The 23,284-nt window shown below is 65.3% G+C and carries 22 protein-coding genes; 9 read left to right on the forward strand and 13 right to left on the reverse strand.

The features are described from left to right. Positions 1-196 precede the first annotated feature (196 nt). The 4 genes from I3J27_RS03850 (at position 197) to I3J27_RS03865 (ending at position 3,156) form a co-directional block, all read left to right on the forward strand. Positions 197-616, forward strand: a complete 420-nt coding sequence (locus I3J27_RS03850; RefSeq protein ID WP_270165459.1) for an organic hydroperoxide resistance protein — start codon at positions 197-199, stop codon at positions 614-616. 33 nt (positions 617-649) lie between these two features. Further along, on the forward strand, positions 650-1,681 hold the full coding sequence (locus I3J27_RS03855) for an alpha/beta fold hydrolase (protein WP_270165461.1): 1,032 nt from the start codon (positions 650-652) through the stop codon (positions 1,679-1,681). 123 nt (positions 1,682-1,804) lie between these two features. Then, positions 1,805-2,314, forward strand: a complete 510-nt coding sequence (locus I3J27_RS03860; RefSeq protein ID WP_370692005.1) for a cytochrome P460 family protein — start codon at positions 1,805-1,807, stop codon at positions 2,312-2,314. 17 nt (positions 2,315-2,331) lie between these two features. Then, complete coding sequence (locus I3J27_RS03865; protein ID WP_270165465.1) at positions 2,332-3,156, forward strand: SDR family NAD(P)-dependent oxidoreductase; 825 nt, start codon at positions 2,332-2,334, stop codon at positions 3,154-3,156. A 7-nt stretch (positions 3,157-3,163) separates the two neighbouring features. Here I3J27_RS03865 and I3J27_RS03870 read toward each other — a convergent pair whose 3' ends face one another. The 6 genes from I3J27_RS03870 to I3J27_RS03895 form a co-directional block, all read right to left on the reverse strand. After that, entirely contained in the window at positions 3,164-6,673 is a 3,510-nt protein-coding gene (locus I3J27_RS03870) for a PAS domain-containing hybrid sensor histidine kinase/response regulator (RefSeq protein ID WP_270165467.1), read from the reverse strand. 180 nt (positions 6,674-6,853) lie between these two features. After that, positions 6,854-8,083 carry a 5-aminolevulinate synthase gene (gene hemA, locus I3J27_RS03875; protein WP_270165469.1) on the reverse strand — a complete coding sequence of 410 codons (1,230 nt, stop codon included), beginning with the start codon at positions 8,081-8,083 and terminating at the stop codon, positions 6,854-6,856. A 240-nt stretch (positions 8,084-8,323) separates the two neighbouring features. Next, entirely contained in the window at positions 8,324-9,385 is a 1,062-nt protein-coding gene (locus tag I3J27_RS03880) for an MBL fold metallo-hydrolase (RefSeq protein WP_270165471.1), read from the reverse strand. A 140-nt stretch (positions 9,386-9,525) separates the two neighbouring features. After that, positions 9,526-11,679, reverse strand: a complete 2,154-nt coding sequence (locus tag I3J27_RS03885) for a methyl-accepting chemotaxis protein (protein WP_270165473.1) — start codon at positions 11,677-11,679, stop codon at positions 9,526-9,528. A gap of 178 nt (positions 11,680-11,857) precedes the next feature. Further along, a complete protein-coding gene (locus tag I3J27_RS03890; protein ID WP_270165475.1) occupies positions 11,858-12,583 on the reverse strand; it encodes an outer membrane protein in 726 nt (241 codons plus the stop codon). A 224-nt stretch (positions 12,584-12,807) separates the two neighbouring features. Continuing rightward, a complete protein-coding gene (locus tag I3J27_RS03895) occupies positions 12,808-13,128 on the reverse strand; it encodes a hypothetical protein (protein ID WP_270165477.1) in 321 nt (106 codons plus the stop codon). A 178-nt stretch (positions 13,129-13,306) separates the two neighbouring features. Between I3J27_RS03895 and I3J27_RS03900 the strand changes: the two genes are divergently transcribed. Then, entirely contained in the window at positions 13,307-13,591 is a 285-nt protein-coding gene (locus I3J27_RS03900) for a hypothetical protein (protein ID WP_270165479.1), read from the forward strand. A gap of 31 nt (positions 13,592-13,622) precedes the next feature. Here the strand turns inward: I3J27_RS03900 and I3J27_RS03905 are convergent, their stop codons facing one another. The 3 genes from I3J27_RS03905 to I3J27_RS03915 form a co-directional block, all read right to left on the reverse strand. After that, positions 13,623-14,552 (reverse strand): AEC family transporter, encoded by a 930-nt coding sequence (locus I3J27_RS03905; protein ID WP_270165481.1) that lies wholly within the window; start codon positions 14,550-14,552, stop codon positions 13,623-13,625. 100 nt (positions 14,553-14,652) lie between these two features. Beyond that, entirely contained in the window at positions 14,653-14,862 is a 210-nt protein-coding gene (locus tag I3J27_RS03910; protein ID WP_270165483.1) for a hypothetical protein, read from the reverse strand. Then, complete coding sequence (locus I3J27_RS03915; protein WP_270165485.1) at positions 14,859-15,032, reverse strand: hypothetical protein; 174 nt, start codon at positions 15,030-15,032, stop codon at positions 14,859-14,861. The genes I3J27_RS03910 and I3J27_RS03915 overlap by 4 nt, the downstream gene beginning before the upstream one ends. Positions 15,033-15,384: 352 nt before the next feature. Here I3J27_RS03915 and I3J27_RS39145 point away from each other — a divergent pair, with 352 nt between their 5' ends. Then, the gene (locus I3J27_RS39145) at positions 15,385-15,654 is read left to right on the forward strand and encodes a hypothetical protein (protein ID WP_270165487.1); all 270 of its coding nucleotides are present in this window, start codon (positions 15,385-15,387) and stop codon (positions 15,652-15,654) included. 18 nt (positions 15,655-15,672) lie between these two features. Here the strand turns inward: I3J27_RS39145 and I3J27_RS03925 are convergent, their stop codons facing one another. From I3J27_RS03925 to I3J27_RS03940, 4 genes are all read right to left on the reverse strand, one after another. Beyond that, entirely contained in the window at positions 15,673-17,292 is a 1,620-nt protein-coding gene (locus I3J27_RS03925; RefSeq protein ID WP_270173031.1) for an ABC transporter ATP-binding protein, read from the reverse strand. A gap of 2 nt (positions 17,293-17,294) precedes the next feature. Then, positions 17,295-18,134 carry an ABC transporter permease gene (locus I3J27_RS03930; RefSeq protein ID WP_270165489.1) on the reverse strand — a complete coding sequence of 280 codons (840 nt, stop codon included), beginning with the start codon at positions 18,132-18,134 and terminating at the stop codon, positions 17,295-17,297. Continuing rightward, positions 18,131-19,102, reverse strand: coding sequence for an ABC transporter permease (locus tag I3J27_RS03935; protein ID WP_270165491.1), 972 nt, complete (start codon positions 19,100-19,102; stop codon positions 18,131-18,133). The genes I3J27_RS03930 and I3J27_RS03935 overlap by 4 nt, the downstream gene beginning before the upstream one ends. A gap of 234 nt (positions 19,103-19,336) precedes the next feature. Then, positions 19,337-20,887, reverse strand: a complete 1,551-nt coding sequence (locus tag I3J27_RS03940) for an ABC transporter substrate-binding protein (RefSeq protein WP_270165493.1) — start codon at positions 20,885-20,887, stop codon at positions 19,337-19,339. A gap of 215 nt (positions 20,888-21,102) precedes the next feature. Between I3J27_RS03940 and I3J27_RS03945 the strand changes: the two genes are divergently transcribed. The 3 genes from I3J27_RS03945 (at position 21,103) to I3J27_RS03955 (ending at position 23,278) form a co-directional block, all read left to right on the forward strand. Next, positions 21,103-21,741 (forward strand): TetR/AcrR family transcriptional regulator, encoded by a 639-nt coding sequence (locus I3J27_RS03945; protein WP_270165495.1) that lies wholly within the window; start codon positions 21,103-21,105, stop codon positions 21,739-21,741. Positions 21,742-22,013: 272 nt separating this feature from the next. Next, positions 22,014-22,676, forward strand: coding sequence for a DUF3313 domain-containing protein (locus I3J27_RS03950; protein WP_270165497.1), 663 nt, complete (start codon positions 22,014-22,016; stop codon positions 22,674-22,676). A 32-nt stretch (positions 22,677-22,708) separates the two neighbouring features. After that, a complete protein-coding gene (locus I3J27_RS03955) occupies positions 22,709-23,278 on the forward strand; it encodes a DUF2147 domain-containing protein (protein WP_270165499.1) in 570 nt (189 codons plus the stop codon). Positions 23,279-23,284 lie beyond the last annotated feature (6 nt).

The following is a 23,284-nucleotide window of genomic DNA, read 5'->3' on the forward strand; positions in this document are numbered from 1 at the left end:
GGAATCTTGGTCCTTTCGAACCGACCGGATAGCCAGATGACGACGATCGGGCAAGACCTTCGCTGCATCGGCATCAGACCGCACATGCAGGCCTTGTGAGGCGTGCAAGCGTCGTCCTCACAACTTCTCACAAGTCCAAACGGGTGTCTCGCGGCCGCCGCTGATAGTCAGTGGCGTGACGGCAAGGAGAACCTTCATGACGCAAGCGGCAAAGCTGCTCTACACGGCGAGGATCCACACCAGCGGCGGGCGGCACGACGGCATGTCGCGCAGCTCCGACGGCCGCCTCGACGTCAAGCTGTCGCCGCCGGGCGCCGCCGGCATCGGCACCAATCCCGAGCAATTGTTCGCGGCCGGCTGGTCGGCCTGCTTCGAGGGCGCGATGGAGATCGCGGCGCGCAAGCGGAAAATCGTGCTTCCGAGAAAAAGTGCGATCGATGCGGAAATTGATCTTCTGCTCGACGAAGGGGCTTATTCGCTTCGCGCGCGCCTCAATGTCAGCCTGCCGGGCCTCGACCCCGAGATCGCGCGCGGCATCATCGATGACGCGCACCAGATCTGCCCTTATTCCAAGGCCGTCCGCGGCAACATCGACGTCACGGTCGCGCTGATCTGACGCACCATCAACCATCAAGAAGGTAGCAACACCATGAAGCAGATCATCGACCAGCACCGCCGCAAGTTTTTTGGCGTCGCCGCAGGAACCGTCGCCGTCGGTCTCGGCGTGATCGACCTCGCCCGCGCCGAGACGGAAGCGGCGAAATCGTCCGCATCGAACACGTCCTTCGGGCCGATCAAGCAGATCGATGCCGGCGTCCTCAACGTCGGCTATGCCGAGGCCGGTCCCTCGAACGGCCCCGTGGCGATCCTGCTGCACGGCTGGCCCTACGACATTCACGCCTTCGTCGACGTCGCGCCGATCCTGGCCAAGGCCGGCTATCGCGTGATCATTCCTTATCTGCGCGGCTACGGCTCGACGCAGTTCCTTTCCGGCGAGACGCCGCGCAACGGCGAGCCGGCCGCCATCGCCACCGACATCATCGCACTGATGGACAAGCTCGACATCAAGCAGGCGGTCGTTGCCGGTTTCGATTGGGGCGCGCGCACCGCCGACATCATCGCCGCGCTGTGGCCGGAGCGCTGCCGCGCGCTGGTGTCGGTCAGCGGCTATCTGATCTCGAGCCAGGCCGCCGGCAATGCGCCGCTGCCGCCGTCGGCCGAGCTGCAATGGTGGTACCAGTTCTATTTCGCGACCGAGCGCGGCCGCGCCGGATATGAAAAGTACACGCATGATTTCGCAAAACTGATCTGGAAGCTCGCCTCGCCGCAGTGGAAGTTCGACGATGCCACCTTCGCGCGCAGCGCGGCGGCGCTCGACAACAAGGATCATGTCGCGATCACGATCCACAATTACCGCTGGCGGCTCGGGCTCGCCCAGGGTGAGGTGAAATACGAGCCGCTCGAAAAGAAGCTCGCGGCGACGCCCGTCATCAGCGTGCCGACGATCACGATGGAGGGCGATGCCAACGGCGCGCCGCATCCCGACGCCAGCGCCTATGCCAAGAAGTTCTCCGGCCGCTACGACTATCGCCTGATCACCGGCGGCATCGGCCACAATCTGCCGCAGGAAGCGCCGCAGGCGTTTGCCAAGGCCGTCATCGACGCCGACGGCGGCGCCTGAGGATTTTTGCCGAGCACCTCGGTCCGGCGCGGCTGGACCGAGGTACCACATGCGATCTCAATTCGATGAAGCATCATGACGACCATGAAATCTGAAAAGACCAAATTTCTATCTTATACGACGATGATCGCGCTGGCGGTGCTGCTCCTCGTCGTCGTCCTGACCTGCGTGCCCTATCTCGTCACGATCGCTTTCGCGGAAGCGCCCGCGACAGCCGATGCCTCGCCGATCTTCGACGTCACGGTCCCGCAGGGCTACAAGCAATGGGAGCTGATCGCGCCGGCCGAGGAAGCGGCTCCCCTCGACGAGTTGCGCGCCGTGGTCGGCAATCAGACCGCGATCGACGCGTATCAGGCCGGCAAGCTTCCATTCCCGGACGGCACCGTTCTGGTCAAGCGCGCCTGGAAGCGGAAGCAGTCGCCCGAATTCGCATCCGCGACGATTCCCGGCGCTGCCACCACGGTGCAGGTGATGGTCAAGGATTCCAAAAAGTATGCCTCGACGGGCGGCTGGGGCTTTGGCCGCTTCGTCGACGGCAAGCCGGTCGACGAAGCCCAGCACCGCACCTGCTGGGGCTGTCACGAAGCCCGTGCGAAGAGTCGCGACTACGTGTTCACGCGGCTTGCGCCTTGAGCCGCGGGGAAACGCCCATGCCGAAGACCTGGTTCATCAGCGGCAGCTCTCGTGGGCTTGGACGCGCGATCACGGAAGCCGCACTTGCGGCAGGAAATCGTGTGGTCGCCTCGGCCCGAGACACAAAGCCGCTTGAACCGCTGCTTGATCGCTTCGCCGACAGCCTCCGGCTTGCAGCGCTCGACGTGAGCGATGAGGCGGCAGCGCAAGCCGCCATCGACCTTGCCGTGACGGCGTTCGGCGGCATCGATGTGGTCGTGAACAACGCCGGGTTTGGCGAACTGGGATCGGTCGAGGATACGAGCCTGGACTCGTTCCGTCAGCAGATCGAGGTCAATCTGATCGGCACCATCATCGTCACCAAGGCGGCGATCCCGGTGCTGCGCCGGCAGCGTCGCGGGCATATCGTGCAATTCTCGTCCGTCGGCGGGCGGATCGGTGCGCCGGCCCGCGCGGCCTATTCGGCCGCGAAATGGGGCATCGAAGGCTTTTCGGAGTCGCTCGCGCGCGAGATGGCGCTGATCGGCGTGCATGTGACGATTGTCGAGCCCGGCGGCTTCCGGACAGGATTCGCGCAATCAGCGCATGCGACCGATGAGGGGCGTGCCGAGTACGACGCCGTTGTTGGCGCCGCCGTCAGGATGCAGCGCGACTACGACAGCCGCCAGCCGGGCGATCCGGCAAAGGCCGCCACTGCGCTGTTGAAGCTTGTGGAGATGGATCGTCCGCCTCTGCGGATCGCGCTCGGCAGCGACGCCGTCAATGCCATCGCAACGGCGGATCGGCAACGCCTCGACGAGTTGGAGAGATGGCGCGCGCTCAGCGTCTCGACCGACTACTGACCCCAACTCACTCCGCCGCGACCATCTGCTGCGTGCGCCACTGTCCGAGCAGGGCGCGGAGCGAGGCCGGCTTCACCGGCTTGTTGAGCACCGCGATCTTCTCCTCACGCGCAGCGACCTGCACGGCGGGGCTGCGGTCGGCGGTGATCAGGATCGCCGGGATGGTGTCGCCGAAGCGGCGGCGGATGTCGCGGATCGCGGCGATGCCGTTGCCGCGGTCGAGATGATAGTCGACCAGCAGGCCGGTGACGCGCCGGCCGGCGGTTTCGATCGCGGCGATCGCGCCCTCGGGATCGGCAACCGCGATCACCTCGGCGTCCCACGCCTTCAGGAGTGTGCGCATGCCGTCGAGGATCGCGGCGTCGTTCTCGATGCAGACGATCAGGGCGCCCGAGATCGGCCTGCGCGCGAGCGGGGTCGCGCTGGTCACGGCGGCGGTGTGGGTGATCGCCTTCGCCGTCGGCACCGTCACGGAAAACACCGAGCCGCCGCTTCTGTTGCCGTCGATGGCGATGCCGTGCTTGAGCACGCGCGCCAGCCGCTCGACGATCGACAGGCCGAGGCCGAGGCCGCGCGCGATCCGGGCGCCCTGCTCGAGGCGGTGGAATTCCTTGAATATCTCGCCGCGCTTGACCAGCGGGATGCCGACACCGGTGTCGTAGACGCAGATCTTGAGCGAGGGACCCTGACGGCGGCAGCCAACCAGCACCCGGCCGCGCGGGGTGTATTTGATCGCGTTGGAGATCAGGTTCTGGAGCAGCCGCCGCAGCAAGAGCCGGTCGGACTCGACCGGCAGCGAGCAGGGTACGAAGACCAGCTCCAGGTGCTTGGCGCGCGCGATCGGCGCGAACTCGATCTCCAGCGAGCGCATCAGGTCGGCCATCTTGAAGCTCGAGATCGAGGTCGTCATCGCGCCGGCGTCGAGCCGGGAGATGTCGAGCAGCGCCCCGAGGATCTCCTCGATCGCCTGCAGCGACTCGTCGATGTTCTCGACGAGCCGCGTCTCCTCGCCGCTGTGCTGACGCTCGACCAGGCTCGTGACATAGAGCCGCGCCGCGTTCAGCGGCTGGAGAATGTCGTGGCTGGCCGCGGCGAGGAAGCGCGTCTTGGAGATGCTGGCGTCCTCCGCGGCGCTCTTGGCCAGCGCCAGCTCCGAGTTCAGCCGGGTCAGCTCCTCGGTGCGGTCGCGCACGCGCTTTTCCAGCGTCGCGTTGGCGCGCTCGAGCGCTTCGGCGGCCTCGAAGGTGGGCGTGACGTCGGTGAAGGTGATGACGAAGCCGCCGCCGGGCATGCGGTTGGTGAGCACCTCGATCACCATGTGGCGTTCGGGCAGGCGTTCGAGATAGGGCTCGCTGTCGGTGGTGTAGGCTATGAGCCGCTGCTCGATCATCGCCTCGCGGTCGGTCTGATCGGCCGGATCGCTGACGCCCATGAATTCCAGGATCTCGCGCAGCGGCGTGCCGAACTGGATGAAATGCGGGGGAACGTTGAGGAGATCGCCGAACTGCCGGTTGGAGCAGATCAGCTGCAGATCGGCATCGAACACCGCGATGCCCTGGCGGACATGGTTGAGCGCGGTCTGGAGGATCTCGCGGTTGAAATGCAGCGCCGCATGGGAATCGTCGAGCAGCTTCAGCGCAGCCTTGGCGGACACCGTCCGCTTGCGCAGCAGCAGCGACATCACGAGCCGCGAGGAGGCGGCTCCGATCGAGGAGGCGATCAGGTGCTCGGCATGCTGCAACAGCTCGAAATCGGCGGGGGCCCCTAGCTCGAGCCGCACGTTGCGCCGCGCCGAGAAGGCCTCGAACGAATGCCGTGCGCGGTCGGGTCCGAGATATTGCGCGACCGTGCTCTGGATATCCTGCACCGTGACGGTGGTACGCCAGCGGCGGAAGTTAGGGGAGATCGGCGCCAGCGTGTTGGGCACGAACAGATCGGCCTGCACCAGCTCGATCGAGGACGGCCGGCGCGCCAGCGACAGCAGCACATAGGTGAGGATGTTGAGCGACAGTGACCAGATTACGCCATGCATCAGCGGCGGCAAATCGGCGCCGAACAGCGCCTGCGGCCGCAGCGCCTCGATCCCGAACGGGCCGTGCTGGAGCAGCAGGATGCCCGCCGTCGAGGAATCCATGAAGCTCGGGATGAGCAGCGTGTAGAGCCACACCGCGAAGCCGACCAGCATGCCGCCGATCGCGCCGCGTGCGGTCGCGCGCCGCCACAGCAGCCCGCCGAAGAAGCTCGGTGCAAGCTGGGCGATGGCGGCAAAGGAGAGCAGGCCGATCGCCGCGAGCTGGGTGTTGCCGAGCGCGCGGTAGTAGAAATAGGCCATCACCATGATGGCGAAGATCGCAAGCCGGCGCGAGCGCAGCAGGAAGTCGCTGAAATCGGCGCCGCCGGTGCGCCCTTCCGGCCGCCGCTGCAAGACCAGTGGCACCACGAGGTCGTTCGACACCATGATGGAGAGCGCGACGCACTCGACGATGACCATTGCAGTCGCAGCCGACAGGCCACCGACGAAAATGGCAACGCTGAGAAGTCCTGCACCGCCCTCCATCGGCAGCGCCAGCACATACATATCCGGGTCGACCGCGCCGAACGGAAAGCTGACGAGGCCGGCGATCGCGATCGGGATCACGAACAGATTGATGGCGATGAGGTAGAGCGGGAACAGCCAGCGCGCGCGGCCGACCTCCGCATCCGAGGAATTCTCCACCACGCTGACGTGGAACTGGCGCGGCAGCAGCATGATCGCGCACAGCGACAGCAGCGTCATGGTGAGGAAGTTGCCGATCGACGGTGAATAGTTGATGGCGCGCACCGCCTCGGGCGTCTTCATCGCCCGCTCGATCAGCTCGTGCGGCGAGAAAATCCAGAAGGTGACGAAGATGCCGGCGGCAAGGAAGGCGACCAGCTTGATGATGGATTCGGTTGCGACCGCCAGCATCAGGCCGTGCTGGTGCTCGGTGGCATCGGTCTGCCGCGTGCCGAACAGCACGGCGAACGCCGCCATCGCCAGCGTCACCATCAGCGCCATGTCGCCGAGGATCGGGATGTGGGAGAAGGCCTGGTCCTCGCTCAGGATCGTTTCGAGCGAGGAGGCCACCGCCTTGAGCTGGAGCGCGATGTAGGGCACCGAGCCGATGATCGCGATCAGCGCCACGGTCGCCGCCACCGCCTGACTCTTGCCGTAGCGCGCGCCGATGAAATCGGCGATCGAGGTGATGTTGTGGGCTTTCGCGAGCTGGATCACGCGGCGCAAGACGCCGGCCCCTAACCCGATCATCAGGATCGGACCGACATAGATCGCCAGGAAGTCGGTCGAGGTGCGGGTGGCGAAGCCGACCGAGCCGAAGAAGGTCCAGGAGGTGCAGTAGATCGCCAGCGACAGCGGATAGATCAGCCCCGACGCGCGGCCGGCCTTGGCCTGCGAGCGGCGGTCGCCATGGCTCGCCACCAGGAACAGGAAGCCGATATAGCCGAAGGCCGCGGCGATCACGCCCCAGTCGTGCAGCATGGCGAGCGTGCTTCTCCCAGGGCGCGTGTCCGCGCCCGCTCTCATTTTCCCTGTAAATCTAGCGCGTTGGGCCGGTGGAGGCGACAGCGAAATGCCGTGCCGGAGCGGGAACTGGGGTTGTCGTTAAGGCGCGCGCGGGCGGTGCCGCCACTTACCCTCCCCAGGAAGGATAAGAAAAGCCTACTCCGCCACCAGCGACTTCGCGCGGAGCGGCAGGCCGAGGCGGTCCCACACCTGCAACAGCGCTTCGGCGAGCTGATCGATCAGGCCGTCGTCGTGATAGGGCGAGGGCGTGATACGCAGGCGCTCGCTGCCCTTGGCGACCGTCGGATAGTTGATCGGCTGGATGTAGATGCCGTGCTCTTCCAGCAGCAGGTCGGAGGCCTGCTTGCACTTCTCGGCATTGCCGATGAACAGCGGCACGATATGGGTGTCGCTCGACATCACCGGCAGGCCGGCGGCATTGAGGATCGCCTTGACGCGGGCGGCGCGGTCCTGGTGGCGCTCGCGCTCCCAGCTCGAGGTCTTCAGGTGCTTGATCGCGGCGGTCGCGGCCGAGCAGATCGCCGGCGGCAGCGCGGTGGTGAAGATGAAGCCCGGCGCATAGGAGCGTACGGCGTCAATGATCTGGCCGTTGGCGGCGATGTAGCCGCCGAGGCAGCCGAACGCTTTCGCCAGCGTGCCTTCGAGGATGTCGATGCGATGCATGACGCCGTCGCGCTCGGCGATGCCGCCGCCGCGCGGGCCGTACATGCCGACGGCGTGGACCTCGTCGACATAGGTCATCGCGCCGTATTTCTCGGCGAGGTCGCAGATCTTGGCGAGCGGCGCGACGTCGCCGTCCATCGAATACAGGCTCTCGCAGGCGATCAGCTTCGGCCGGTTCGCACCCGCGGCCTTCAGCTGCGCTTCGAGATCGGCGAGATCATTGTGGCGGAACACGACGCGCTCACAGCCGGACTGGCGGATGCCCTCGATCATCGAATTGTGGTTGAGCTCGTCCGACAGGATCAGGCAGTTCGGAATGAGTTTTGCGATGGTCGCGATGCCGGTCTGGTTCGAGACATAGCCCGAGGTGAACAGCAGCGACGCTTCCTTGCCGTGGAGGTCGGCGAGCTCGGCCTCGAGCTGTACCAGCGGATGATGCGTGCCGGCGATGTTGCGGGTGCCGCCTGCGCCGGTGCCGACGCGGGTTGCGGTCTCGACCATGGCGCCGACCACCTTCGGATGCTGGCCCATGCCGAGGTAATCGTTGGAGCACCAGATCACGACATCGCGCTTGCCCTTGGGCGAATGCCAGAGCGCATGCGGGAACCGGCCGGCGATGCGCTCGAGATCGGCGAACACGCGGTAGCGGCGCTCGGCATGGAGACGATCGAGGGCGGAATTGAAGAACTGGCTGTAATCCATCGTCAAACCTGCAACGGAACTGACCAAAGGGCCGCATCTTCTTAGAGCTTTTCAAGCTCTAATGTCTATGCGCTATCCCACATTTGGCCCGGAGGGGCATTTGGGCAAAATGCCCTATCAGGCGCGTTGAAACTTGATCCCGATCAAGTTCGCGCGAGATATAATGCTGCTCTGCACCATCCAATGAGGTGCTGATGGTGCACCCCTCGCCCCGCTTGCGGATGAGGCGAAGATCAAAACTTAGGTCGTTCGGAACTGCAGCACGCCGTCCTTGGTCTCGGCCGTCAGCCGGCCCTCGACGATCATGTAGTTGACGTGAGCGACGAGCTCGCCGGCGGCAAAGCCCATCTGGTGCTCGTCCAGCACGTGCTTGTTGAACACGACAGGCACCAAAGCGCGTGAGGTTTGCGGCACCTCGCGGCAGGCTTCCGCGATCAGGCGGCAGCGCTCCTCGTGATGATCGGCGAGCTGCTTGATGCGGGTCTTCAGCCCGTAGAACGGTACGCCGTGGCCAGGCAGCACCAGCAGGTCATAGGGCAGGGTGGTGGTGAGGCTCGCGAGCGAGGCCAGATATTCGCCGAGCGAATTCTGGTCGGGCTCGACCGCCCAGACGCTGACATTCGGCGAGATCTTGCTCAGCACCTGGTCGGCGGAGAGAAACAGCTTGTCGTCGGCGCAATACAGCATCACCTGGTCGAGCGCGTGGCCGCCGCCGGTGATCACCTTGAAGCGCCGCGCGCCGATCACGACCTCGTCGCCGTGCGAGATGCGGCGGTAGGACGGCGGCAGCACCGAGACGCGCTTGAGATAGTCCTGGCCGCGGCCGAGCAGCTTTTCGGTGAGCGACTCGTCCATGCCGTGGCGGCGGAAGAACAGCCGCTGCGCCTCGCGCCGCTCCTCGGTGCCGCGGTTCTGATGATAGACCGACTGCAGATACTCGACCTGCGACATCACCAGCGGGCAGTTGAAGCGCTCGACGATCCAGCCCGCGAGACCGACATGATCGGGGTGCGAATGCGTGACGATCAGGCGCGTGATGTTGACGCCCTTCAGCGGGCCTTCGAACAGTTTGGTCCAGGCCTCGATCGTCTCCTCGTTGCCGAAGCCGGCATCGATCATCGCATAGCCGTCGCCGTCGGCGAGCAGGTAGATATTCACGTGGTTGAGGCGGAACGGCAATTTCAGCCGCGCCCACAGCACGCCGGGCCTGATCTCCACGATCTCTTCGTGGCCGGGATGCTGGTCCCAGGGATAGCGCAAGGCCTCGGCAGAGGAGGGCACGGTGTCGGATTTCGCGTTCATGCTACCGGCTTAGACCCAGCGCGGGCGGGGCGCCAGCCGAAAAAGGACGCGAGGCAGCCGTCGCATGGCCGTCATACCGGGCGGTTTTTCCGTAGCCCGGATTGCGCAAGCAGCGAAATCCGGGCTACGGGCCGGCGTCCTTACGCCGCCCGCATGTTGTTGAGGAACGCGTCGATCTCCCCGCGCAGCATGTCGGCCTCGCGGCGGAGCGCGTCCGAGGCGCCCAGCACCTCGCTCGCCGCCGTGCCGGCCTCGGCGGACGCCGTGGAGACGCCGACGATGTTGCTGGAGACCTCGCTGGTGCCGCCGGCCGCATGCTGGATGTTGCGCGCGATCTCGCGGGTGGCCGCGCCCTGCTCCTCAACCGCAGCCGCGATCGTGGTCGTGACGTCGTTGATCTCGCCGATGATCCGGCCGATGCCCTGGATGGCGCCGACCGCGGAGGTCGTGACTTGCTGCATGCTGGCGATTTGGGTGCGGATCTCTTCCGTCGCCTTGGCGGTCTGGCTCGCGAGGCTCTTCACCTCGGAGGCGACCACCGCGAAGCCGCGGCCGGCCTCGCCCGCGCGCGCCGCCTCGATGGTGGCGTTGAGCGCGAGCAGATTGGTCTGCGAGGCGATGGTCTGGATCAGGTCGACGACGACACTGATGCGGCTCGCGCTGTCGGCGAGGCTCTGTACCGTCGCATCGGTGGCGCCGGCCTCGTCGACCGCCTTCTTGGCGATCGCGGCCGAGGTGACGACCTGCTTGCTGATCTCCTCGATCGAGGACGAGAGCTGCTCGGTGCCCGACGACACGGTCTGCACGTTGACCGAGGTTTCCTCCGCGGCGGAGGCGACCGCGTTCACCAGCGCGTTGGACTGGTCGGCGGTGTTCGACATGCTCTGCGCGGTCGACTGCATCGAGTTGGCCGATTGCGCGAGATTGTCGAGTGCGTTGCGCACCGTGCCCTCGAACTGCGCGATCTTCGCCTCCATCTGCGCAGCACGTTCGGCCTTGGCGACACGGTCCTTGTCCTGCTCGCTTGCAAGCGCGCGGGCCTCGATCATGCTGTCGCGGAACACCGTCAGCGTTTCCTTCATCGCGCCGATCTCGTCGTTCTGCCGGGAGCGGACGATCTCGGTGTCGAGGTCGCCGGCGGAGAGCAGCTGCATCGCGCGCTGAAGCTCTCGGATGCGGCGCAGGATGTTGCGGCCGACATAGAGCCAGACGAACAGCACTGAACCGACCAGCGTCAGCGCGCCCAACGCCAGCATGGCGGTGGTGGCGAGCGAGATCTCCTGCCGCGCCTGGAAGGTCGACGCGTTGGTCTCCTTCTGCACGCCGTCGACGAGCTGCTGCACGCTGATGCCGAGGCCGACATTGAGCTTGCGAGTCTCGTCCAGGATGGTCTGGCCGTAGTCGATGGCGTCGAGCTCTTTCTGGCGGATCTTGAACACGCCGGTCTTGCCCTCGCCGAAGGCGAACAGCTTCTGCACGGTGTCGCGCATTGCCTGCATCGAGGGGACCTTCGGCAGGTCCTCGAGGTTGGACTTGACGCGGTCGCGCGTGGCCTTGAATTCCTTCTCGATCACCTCCAGCGTGTCGCTGTTGTTGGCCGAGAGCGCCGCCATCATGTCGGCGGCCATCAGATTGCCGTTGGCGGAGATCGTCGAGATCTGGGCGACGGTGCGCGCGCCTTCGGTGGCATCGTCGGCGGAAAGGTCCGCCGCACCGAGGATGGCGTTCAGCCGCGTCTGTGCGTCCAGCATCGCCGGGCCGGCTGCATCGACAAAGGCGAGCTGGGCCTTGCGCAGCGCCTCGTACTGCTTGTCGTGCAGCGCCCCGGTGTCGAGCCGTTCGCGGGCGGCCGAGACCAGGCTCTGCGTCGCCTCGTCGATGCTCTTGGTGGTGTCGCGCAGCGCGGTGGCGGTCTGCTTGTCGGCGCCGAGCTCGATGATCTCACCGAGCTTGGCCATCGCAAGCTGCTGGATGTCCTTCACGCTCTTGGTACGTTCCTTCAGCGCCTCGTCGGAGGGCGAAGCCAGCAGGCCCGGGCCCTGCGCTGCGAGCGTTGCGCTCTGCGAGGCGAGCTGGAGGCTGGCGGAGAGGCGAGGAATGTCGCGGCCGCTCAGATCCATCATGGTCGCGCCGAGATGATTGAACACGAAGCCGGCGCCGGCTGCGATCACGAGGCCCATGCCCGCGATCAATGCGAAGGCGGCGAACAGGCTGCCGCGCACGCCCCATGACGGCATCTTGAGGCGCGGCTTGAAACGGCCGAACACACGACCAAGGCCCAGACGGATCGCCATCGAAATTCCCCCACGCGCTTGCTTATCTTTTGTGGGCGGCAGTATCGACGGGGCGGGTTAAAAAATCGCAATTCGCACAATCGCTTGCGCGCGTTCCGCAGGGCGAAAAAAGCAAGACGAAAAAAGAAGGGCCGGCAGTGATGCCGGCCCTTCGTCGCGATAAGGTTTTGCTAACCGATCAGTAGCGGGCGACGACGGGGCTGGCCCAGTTGAAGCGGTAGTTGAGGCCCGCCTTGACGGTGTGGTCGTCGGTGGTGAAGTTGCCGGTGCCCGCCAGCGGGCCCCCGGTGAAGTGCGCGTCGCCGAAATTGTAGTACTGGTACTCGGCCTTGGCCGACCAGTTCGGGGCGAACATGTATTCGAGGCCGGCGCCGATCGTGTAGCCGTTTTTGTGATCGCCATCGATGACGAAGGCGGTCGGCACGCCGCCGACAGTCACCTTCTCGTTGTTGTCCGAATAGGCGTAGCCGCCCTTCACGTAGACGAGGCCCGGACCCCAGGTGTAGCCGACGCGGCCGGTGATCGAGCCGAGGCCGCGCTGGTCGTTGGTGTAGGCGACGCCGCCCGGAAACACTGCGCCGACGCTGCCGGAGAGCCAGGAATACTGGCCTTCGACGCCGACCACGAAGTTCGGGTTGAGCTGCCAGTCCGCACCGACCTGCACGCCGCCGAGGAAACGGCCGTTGCCGTTGTTGCCGGTGGAGAGGCCGTTGAAATTGTTGTCGCTGGAGAACGCGCCGCCGAGATGGCCACCGATGTAGAAACCGGTCCAGTTGTAGATCGGCGCGGCGTAGGCCGGCGCGGGCGTCTTGTAGTAGTTGCGGTTACCGAGATCGGCGCCGAGCGCCGGCGCGGCCACGCCCGCCACGAGCAGCGCGACGGTCGCAAACAGGATCTTCTTCATCGTCTTGAACTCCAACACTTTGGTCCCCGGCAGGCGCGCGTTCCGCGCCGTCGTTGGTTTTGCAGATAGCTCGCTTTTGACGAAAATGCTGTCACATCCGTGGCACAGCAGCAGCCAACCTAACGTATTGGGCTGTAAATGATTTTCGTGCTTAATGGCGGCTTAAGAAGTGGTGAAGGAAGGCTTAACTTGACGCGCCTTTGGTAACTTGCGCGCGGATCCCGTTAACCAAGACGCCGCCTTGCCTCGTCGCGCATCTGCTCCCGGAAGGCCGCGCGCTTGGCGGGCCGGTCTTCCTCGCGCACGTCGTGACGATCGAAGATGTCGAACTTCTCCATGATCGGATAGCGCTCGCTCGCCATCGCGAGCACGCGCAGCACCTTGGTCGCGGCCGGGGTCGGACCGCTCACCTCCCAGCGCCTTATGGTGTCGGCGCCGCCTTTCTCCGGCAATCCGCATAGCCTCGCCATGTCGGCCGCGGTGAGCTTCCGCTCCAGGGCATCGGAGAGGTCGTTGCGGAGCTGCTTCAGTTCGGGGCCGGTCATGCTTGCGTCCAGGGAAATCACTTGATGAGCAATGCCCTAGCGCTGATTCGGGTCCATCCGAAGGCGGCATGCGCTAGGCACTTTCGCCTGTGCACGGAGTTATGAGCGCGTGCCTATGGAAATCTGCCGATGAACGAACACATGGCACAGGGGGGCCCTAGCGACCGAGGGATCAGCCATGACAAGCATCAAATTCGCCATTGCAGCACTCCTCACTGCCGGACTACTTGCCGCGCCTTTCGCGGCTGAAGCGAAGAAGGTCCGTTCGAGCAGGCATTACAGCACGGGCGTGGTGGCTCCGACATATGGCGGCGTCGGATCACCGGCGGCACAGCCGGGGGCCTCCTACGGGTCGTCCGGATCGACGGTCGGCACGGTCACGGCGCCGTCGATAGGAACGTATAATTGGCCGTCGGTCGGCGTGACCAATTCGGTTCCGACCTGGAGCAACACCACCAGATGAAGAGCACGTCTGCAGGACGCGCAGATGCCGGTCACCCCGTCGTTAGGCCGGAGAGAAGATAAAGCGCGACCAGCAATGTTGCGACCGACAGCATCGTCGTGATCGAGACCGTGGCCGCGACCAGTTTCTCCTCGACCTTGTGCTCGTGTGCCAGCACGTACACGGTCTTCGCCGTCGGCACCGCCGCGCAGACGACGGCGGCGACGGTGTAGAGCGGATTGAGGCCGGTCAGCACGCAAAGTCCGTAGACGATCAGCGGCATCACCACCAGCTTCACCGCGGCGAGCGCAAACGATGCGGTGAAGTTGGATCGCAGCCCGTCGACCGACAGGCCGAGCCCGATGGCAAACAGCGCGCAGGGCGTGAGCGCGGCGGCGATCATGTTGAGATAAGCCGCAACCGCTGCAGGGATCGGCAGGCCCGCGATCGCCCAGACGAGGCCGATGAGCGTCGACAGCACCATCGGATTGAGCAGGATCTGCCTTGCAAGGCCGGCGGACTGCGCCGGTCCGCGCGCGTCCCGCTCCAGCAGGATGACGGTGATCGGAAACATCACGCCGGCGACGAACACCGTCGCCACCGCGGCGGGCAGGACGGCGGGCTGGCCGTAGATCGCATGCAGGATCGGCAGCGCGACGAAGCCGGTGTTGGTCATCGCCGCGGCCATGCCATGGATCGTGCTGCTGGCGAGATCGTGCCTGCCACCGGCGCGGACGGCCAGGAACACCAGCGCAAAGCAGATCAGCGAGCCGCCGCCGAAGGCGAGCAGGAAACGCCATTCCAGCAGATTGCGCGCGGGCTCCTGCGCGATCGTGACGATCAGCAGCGCCGGCATCGCCACGTTGTAGGCGAAATGCACGAGGGCATCGGCCAGCGAGCGGGAGAGATAACCGAGCTCCCCGGCCAGCCAGCCGGTGACGATGATCGCGAACACGGGAAGAACGAGGCTGGCGACCTCCATCCGGCTTCCCCTTTGCCAAGCAGCGCCGCCATCCTAGCTTGGCGATGCAGGCTCGTCACGGTGCAACCGGATTGCGCCGCCCGTCGGGCGGCCTCCGATCTCAGGTGCTCCGGCCGGTCTGTTGACCGAACACGCAGCGCCATCCCGCCAGCCGCTCGGCCGGATGCTGGTTCATCCATTCGGCGAGCTGCGGCGCGCCCATCAGGCAGGACTGCATCGAAACGTTGGCGAAGTCCGATGAGGTGACCATCTGCTCGTGGCAATTGCCGGGAGCGGAGAGGCTGCAAAGCACTGCGATGATCTTGATCACGCCAGATTTCCTGCGTCGCCATTGGCCGCGCGGATCATCGACGTCTTGTCCTGCGGCTCGCCGGCCGGGTCGTTCGGCGGAAAGATGCTGTCATAGATCGCGCGTGCCTCCTGGATGAGGCGAATGCGCTCACGTTCGGACTTCGAGACGAACTGAATAATCTGGCCCATGTCGGCCTCCAAATAACTCGAGACTCCACCATCAGATGATGGTGATCATTCCATGCGGATGTGGGGTGCGGGCTTCGGGTCTGCAGCCGTGCAGGCGGTCACGAAGGATAAAAAGCCCGTGACTGCCGCTGAGCGGAAGAGGAACGGAATACCTTGGCGGCGCGCTCTCCCACGTCGCCGGCGCCTTCCCTGCGTCCTGCTCGTCGCGGCATGTGACGGAGGATTGAGCCCCGCATCAGCTTGTTGCGGCACCCTTTTACGTGCGGGGAGTTGTAAGGTTGCTCAGTGCACGAGCGGTTCGACGACCGAATGGCCGACGCGACTGAGAGACCGCGGCCGAAAGGAATCGACCATGACAAAAGCCAGACGCTCCATTGCTGCCCTCATCGCTCTTGGATTGGCGGCAGCGCCATTCGCGGCCAGCGCGCAGACCTCGGCAACGGGCGCACAAACCAGCACGCACAGCACCCCGGGAGCGCCAGTACAGCAAGGCACGATTGGAAGTTCCGGGCAGAGAGTCGGGACGACGACGGCGCCGTCGGTCGGAACGTCCACTCAGCCCTCCGTCGGCGTGACCAACTCGGTCCCCACCTGGAACAACACGAACCCTCCGCCCAAGTAGACACCGCGGCCGGCTGCCTCACGCTGCCGGCGCGCGCTCCTTGCGCCCCGGTACCGCGGCGAGGAGCTCGCGCGTGTAAGCATGCTCTGGCGCTGCGAAAAGTTGCGCGGTCGGCTTCAGCTCGACGATGGCGCCGCGCTGCATCACCGCGATGCGGTCGCAAATCTGGGCTGCGACGCGCAGGTCATGGGTGATGAACAGCATCGAGAGGCCGAGGCGCGCCTTGAGGTCTTCGAGCAGTCTCAGCACCTGCGCCTGCACCGAGACGTCGAGCGCGGAGACGGCCTCATCCGCGACGATGATCTCGGGCTCGAGCGCGAGCGCGCGTGCAATGCCGATGCGCTGGCGCTGGCCGCCGGAGAATTCGTGCGGGTAACGGTCGAGCGCGCCGGCATCCAGGCCGACCATTTTCAGGAGATCGCGGGCGCGGTCGAACGCCAGTTTCGGATCGAGGCCGGCTGCGATCGGGCCGTCGGCGATGATGTGACCGACCTTGCGTCGCGGATTGAGCGAGGCGAACGGATCCTGAAAAATCATCTGGATGCGATGACGCTCGGCGCGCAGCGCCCGGCCCGACAGCTGGGTGAGATCGGTCTCGCCGATCCGCACCGTGCCGCGGTCGGCCTCGATGAGCCGCATCACGAGGCGCGCCACCGACGATTTGCCCGAGCCGGATTCGCCGACGAGGCCGAGCGTCTCGCCCTTGAGGATGTTGAAATTGACCTCGCGTGCGGCATCGACGCGGCGGTCCTCGCGAAACCAGCCGCCCGAGGTGACATAGGTCTTGTCCAGCCCGATGACTTCGACGGCTCTCGCCTGGTCGTCGAGTGGCTCGCGTGCCGGCGGATCCATCGACGGCACGGCGGCGAGCAGAGCCTTGGTGTAGTCGTGCTGCGGCGCGTTGAAGACGGCCGAGGCCGGGCCTTCCTCCACGACCTTGCCATGGCGGAGCACCACGACCTGGTCGGCGATGTCGGCGACCACGCCGAAATCATGGGTGATGAACATCACCGCCATGTTGCGATTGCGCTGGAGATTGCGGATCAATTTCAGGATCTGCGCCTGCGTGGTGACGTCGAGTGCGGTGGTCGGCTCGTCCGCGACCAGCACCGCAGGCTCGAGCGCCAGCGCCATCGCGATCATGGCGCGCTGGCGCTGGCCGCCGGAGAGCTGATGCGGATAGGCGCGCACAATGCGTTCGGGGTCGGGCAGGCCGACCTCCCTTGCCAAGGCAAGCGCTCTTGCGCGCCGCTCTTTCGGCGTCAGCAGGCCGTGAGCTTCGAACATCTCCGCCATCTGGTCACCGATCCGCATCAACGGATTGAGCGCGGTCATCGGCTCCTGAAAGATCATCGCGAGTCGGCGGCCGCGCAGATCGCGCCAGCCGTCGTCATCGAGCTTGAGCAGGTCGCGGCCTTCGAACTGGATCTCACCTGACGTGACTGACACCGTGTCGGGCAGAAGTCCCATCAGCGCATGCGCGCACATCGACTTGCCGGAGCCGGACTCGCCGACGACGCAGACGATCTTGCCGGGCCGCAAATCGAGCGAGACGCCGTCGACGGCGAAGGGACGCTCGGCTCCCTTCGGCAGCGCGATCCTGAGGTTCTTGATGGAGACGGCGGGCGGGGCGGTCATCATCAACGGCCCTCCCGCGACAGCCGCGGATTGAGCGCGTCGTTGAGGCCTTCGCCGATCAGGTTCAAGCCCAGCACCGAGATCAGGATCGCGACGCCGGGAAATACGGTGATCCACCAGGCCTGGCGGATCACGGTGCGGCCGGCGCCGACCATGTAGCCCCAGGAGATCAAATTGGGATCGCCGAGGCCGAGGAAGGCCAGCGAGGATTCCAGCAGGATCGCGGTCGCCACCATCAGCGAGGCCAGCACGATCACCGGCGACAGCGCATTGGGCAGGATCTCGCGCAGGATGATCCAGGTGTTGCTCTGGCCGGTCACGACGGCCGCTTGCACATATTCGCGCGTGCGCAGCGACAGCACCTCGCCGCGGACGAGGCGGGCGACCGGCGGCCAGCTCACCACCGCGATCGAGGCCACGATCGAATAGATCGAGGGCTGCAGGATCGCGACCAGCACGATCGCGAGCGCGAAGCTCGGAATGGTCTGGAAGAATTCGGTGAAGCGCATCAGGGCGTCGTCGACCTTGCCGCCGAAATAGCCGGCCATGGCGCCGATGGGAACGCCGACGACCAGCGCGACCAGCGTCGAGACGAGACCGACCAGGAGCGAGACGCGGGCGCCAAAGATCATGCCGGCAAACACGTCGCGGCCGAGCGCATCGGTGCCGAGCGGCACGGCCGAGAGCGTGAAGGGCGGCAGGAACGGCCGCTGCACCATGCGCCAGGGTGAATTCGGGAACAGCATCGGGCCGAACACCGCGACCGAGATCGCGAGGACCAGGATGATGAGCCCGACGACGCCGCTCGGGCTCCTCAGCATCGATTTCCAGAACTGTTTCATGAGGCGAATTCGATGCGCGGGTCGACCAGGCGGTAGACCAGGTCGGTGATGAGGTTGAAGATGAGGACCATGGCGGAGCAGATCACGAAGACGCCGAGCAGCAGATTGTAATCGCGCTGAAGCAGCGCGTCGTACATCAACCGCCCGATGCCGGGCCAGGCGAACACGGTCTCGGTGATGACGGCGCCGCCGATCAGCGTGCCGGAATGCACGCCGGCGAGCGTCACGACCGGCAGCAGCGCATTGCGCAGCACGTGGCGGCGCTGGATCACGGCGTCGCGAAGGCCCTTGGCGCGCGCGGTCTTGACGAAGTCGAGCCGCTTTACCTCCAGCATCGAGGCGCGCGTCATGCGGGTGTAGGTCGCCATGAAGAACAGGCCGAGCGTCATCGCCGGCATGATCAGGTGCTTAGCGACGTCCACTGCATGGGCGAAGCCGGTGAGGTTGGCGCCGACCGTCTCGTAACCGAAGCTCGGCAGCCAATCCATGGTGACCGAGAACAGCAGGATGCCCATCAACGCCACCCAGAAGATCGGCATGGCGTAGAAGATCAGCGCGAACACGGTGATGGCGGTGTCGAGGAATGTTCCGGCAAAGCGTGCGGCGAAGGTGCCGAAGAGAACGCCGAGCATCAGCGAGATCGCGAATGCCGTCAGCGTCAGCAAGAGCGTTGCCGGCAGTCGTTCGCCGATCAGCTTCGCGACCGGTGCCTGCTGGCGGAAGGAGAAGCCGAGGTCGAGGGTGACGACACCCTTGACGTAGATGAAGAGCTGCTCGGGCAGCGGCTTGTCGAGGCCGAACTTTTCCCGGAGCTGCTTGACGAAGACCTGGTCACTGGCCCCGGCCTCGCCCGCCATCACGACCGCGGGGTCGCCGGGCGCAAGCCGGATCAGGAAGAAATTGAGGACGACGATCGCAAGCAGGACGATCACGCCCTTCACGACACGCTGGGAGATGAAGGAGAGCATCTTAAGGGATCATCTTGGTAACGTGACCTTGTAGCCACTGGGGCAGTGCGCTCCCTCGCCCCGCTTTTGCGGGGACGAGACGAGCTTCGCTCGCTCTGGGAGGGTGGGGGTGAGGATCTCCGCGTGTGAGAATGCGGAGGGACCTGTACCCCCTCACCCGGATCGCGCCGGACGATGCTTCGCATCGCCGGGGGCGATCCGACCTCTCCCCGCAAGCGGGGAGAGGTAAGAAGCTCACTTGTCGAGCCATGCATCCTTGAAGCCGTCATTGACGCCGATGCCCGTGGTGATCAGGTTCTTGACCTTGCAGCGGGTGATGGTCGGGAATTGCAGCTCGAGCATCCAGGCCACCGGCACGTCCTCGACCAGGATCTTCTGCGCCTTCTCGTAGATCTCCTTGCGCTTGGAATCCGGGGTCGCGACGGCGCCGTCGGCGAACAGCTTGTCGATCTCCGGGTTGGAGTAGCCCTCGACATTGTTGAACACCTGGCCCTTGGCAATCGCGCTGGAGACGTAGTTGCGTCCGACGCCGAGGGCAGGATCGCCGTACTGGTAGAGATAGGTGAAGGCGATGTCGTAATCCCAGTCGCCGATCTTCTGGTTGCCGCCGGCAACGTCGGTGGCGATGGTCTCGATGTTCATGCCGACGTCCTGGAGGTTCTGCTTCACCGCTTCACCCCAGCGCTGCCAGGTCTCGCCATAGGCGAGCGGCAGCATGCGGATCTTCTCGCCCTTGTAACCGGCCTCCTTCAGCAGGGCCTTGGCCTTGGCGGGATCGTAGGGGTACTTCGGCACGTCGGACGTGTAGTACTTGATGGTCGATGCCGATGGGCCGGTCGCGACCTTGCCGAGCCCGTTCCAGATCACGTCCTTCGCAAAATCGCGGTCGATCGCATACATGATCGCCTGCCGCACCCGCTTGTCGGCGAGCGGACCCTGGCGGTTGTTGAGCCACAGCCAGGCCAGCGGCGAGAAGAACTCCCAGCCGGCGCCGGTCACGCAAGTGTCCTTCAGCTTGGACAGCCGCGGTACGTCGAAATTCTCGACCGAGCCGCCGGGCAGCACGTCGACCTTGCCGGTCTCATACGCCACCGAGCGCGCGGCGGCGTCGGGGATGATCTGCCAGTAGATCTCGTCGATATAGGGCTTGCCCTTCTCGTAATAGTTCGGGTTCTTGACCAGGCGGATGAACGAGCCCTTCTGCCATTCCTTGAACATGAACGGGCCGGTGCCGATAGGCGCGTTGTTGTAGGGATTGGTCTTGAAGTCGGTGCCATCATAGAGATGCTTCGGCACCATCGGCATCGAGCCGACCTCGAAGATGCCGAGGAACGGGCCGAACGGCTGCTTCAGCGTGAACACCACGGTGTAATCGTCGGGTGCCTCGACCTTGTCGACCTGCGCGAGGTTGTTGCGGGCGCGCGCATGGGTCTGCTTCAGCATCTCGATCGAGAACAGCACGTCGGCGGCGGTGAAGGGCTTGCCGTCATGCCAGGTGACGCCCTTCCTGAGCTTGAAGGTGTAGGTCTTGGCGTCCTCGCTGACGCTCCAGCTCTCGGCGAGCTCCGGAAGCGGCTCGAGCTTGGGGCTGTAGCGCAGCAGGCCTTCGAAGATGTTGCCCGACACCATCTGGGTCGGACCGTTCTGGATCATCGCAAGCATCAGGCCGGGCGGCTCGGGCTGGATCACGGCATTGATCACACCCCCCGTCTTCGGCTCTTGCGCCAGCGCCGGGGCCGCGAGGCCGCAAGCCAGGAGGAGACCAAGCAACACTCGTTTTGACATGTCGTATCTTTCTCAAGCGTGACCAGCCGTCAACGCTTCGCACGTCATGGCGCGCAAAGCTACGGCCGGCCCATCCCAGTCCCCATCCGATATCGAGGCTCACACAGTCTCATTCGGCGCCGCAAGATGAAAGTCTCGACAGTGTTCGCACAAAAAATGTACAGCGCGTCCGGTTTTCACTTGATTCATTCTCCGGTCACGGAGACAAGTCCGCCATGGACAACGCCACGCGCTCCGAACGGTCCCGCAATGCCGCGCTCGAAGCGGCCATCGCGATCATCGCGCGCGACGGCCCCGGGCGGTTGACGCTCGATGCGATCGCGCGCGAAAGCGGCCTCAGCAAGGGCGGCGTGATGCACCAGTTCCGCACCAAGGAGGCGGTGCTCAAAGCGCTGCTCGAACGACAGATGGTGCATTTCGAGGAGTTCTCATCTCGGTATATGGCCAAGGTGAGCGCGACCTCCGCCAATCCCAATCTGGCGACTCAGCTCGCCACCGTGCGCGAAGCGGCGACCTCGCCGAATTCCGCCGCGCTGGCGCTGGTCGCGGCCATGGTTGAGAATCCCAGCCTGATGGCGCTGCCGCGCGAGCGTGAGATAGAGAGGATGGCGGCGATCAGGGACGAGGCCGCCGACCCTGATCTTGCGATGCTGCGCTGGGCCGGCGCGATGGGACTGCTGCTGAGCTCGTTATTCGGCATGTCGCCGCTCAGCAAGGACGAGCACCAGCGATTGTTCGCGCGTCTGCTCGACGACGCACAGTGGACCGGCCTCGAACGTCCGGCAGCGAAGCGGATCGCGAAATCCGGGGCCACGTCGGCGGGCAAGTCCGCAAGCCCGCGCAAGCGGGCCTGATTCATCGTTAACGATCTCCTGCCGATCGCTGCCTAAAGCCGCGCCTGCGGCCAAATGTGCCAGGCCGCCATGTCGGCACTTTACAAACCAACCAGTCGGTTTTATAAGTGCAAACACTGAGACGGCCCCGAGGCTTCTGAAATGGCCCCGGACGAAGCTTTGGGGCCGGCGATGGTGAGCGCCGCAGCCGCGTCTGGTCCCGTACGCGGCTGCGGTTCCCATCGCCTTTCACAAGACTTGGCCTTTCCTAAAAGCCGCCAGAGGAGTTTGGAATGGATCGCTCGATCGCCCTGCGCGGTCTGGGAACGCTGCTGCTTGGCGCAGCCGTCGCGGGCTGCGCCACGATCGCGCCCGTGCCCTATTCGGAGATGGCGTCCTCGGCCTACATGGCCCCGGACAAGTCGGATGCCTCCGGCCGCGTACCCTACCGCTATTCCACGCCGGTCGACTGGCACGCCTATAACAAGGTGATCCTCGAGCCCGTGGTGGTCTACCGCGGCCGGGATCATCAGTTCGGCGACATGTCCGACAAGGACAAGGCGACGCTCGCCGCCTCCATGCAGACCCGTTTCTCCGAGCGGCTGCGCGGTCGCTTCGCGCTGGTCCGCGACCGCGGGCCGGGCACGCTGCGGATCAGGCTGACGCTGACCGGCGCAGTCGCCAACACGCCGGTGCTCGGCACGCTCTCGCGTTTCGACATGGCCGGCGCGGTCTACAACGGCGTGCAGGCCGCGCGCGACGGCGAGGGCACCATGACCGGCTCGGTCATCTACGGCGTCGAGATCTTCGACGCCACGACCGCGCGCCTGCTCTCGGCTTACGTCACCAAGCAATACCCCGCCGCCTACGACATCAAGGCCACCGCCGGCGCGCTCGCGGCCGCCAACGCAGGCCTCGACAAGGGCGCCGATGCGCTGATGGCGCAATTGAACTGACGCCGCGATCCCTCAAACGAAAGGTGCTGCTGATGAACTTTGTCCTTCGCTTCGTGCTGCGCGTGGCGATCACGATCGCGATGATGATCGTCGGCGGTCGCGCCGGCGCCGCCACGTCCACCGATCCCAGCGGTACCTGGCTGGTCGAGGACGGTCGCGCGCGCATTCGGCTCGAACGTTGCGGTCCGTCGCGCGATCGCATCTGCGGCTTCATCGTCTGGATGAAGGAGCCGGCCGACAAGCGCGGCCAGCCCTATCGCGATAAGGAAAATCCCGACCTCGACAAGCGTGCCCGCACGCTGCTCGGCCATCAGCTCATCATGGGCTTGCAGGCGACGCCCGAGGGCCGGTTTGCCGGCGACATCTACAATGCCGAGGACGGCAAATTCTACTCGGTGTCGATCTGGCGCGACTCTCCCGATCGCCTCAAGCTCAAGGGCTGCCTGATAAAATTCCTGTGCCAGACCCAGACCTGGCAGCAGACCCTCGACGTGCTGCCCGGCCAGCTCGTCGGCCTCACCGGCGATCTCAACGGCCCGCGCGCCGACAAGGAATGGGCCGCCGTTCCGCCGCCGAAGCCGATCCCGGCGAAAGCAAAGTAGCGCGGG

Source organism: Bradyrhizobium xenonodulans (genome assembly GCF_027594865.1).
GTDB lineage: Bacteria > Pseudomonadota > Alphaproteobacteria > Rhizobiales > Xanthobacteraceae > Bradyrhizobium > Bradyrhizobium xenonodulans.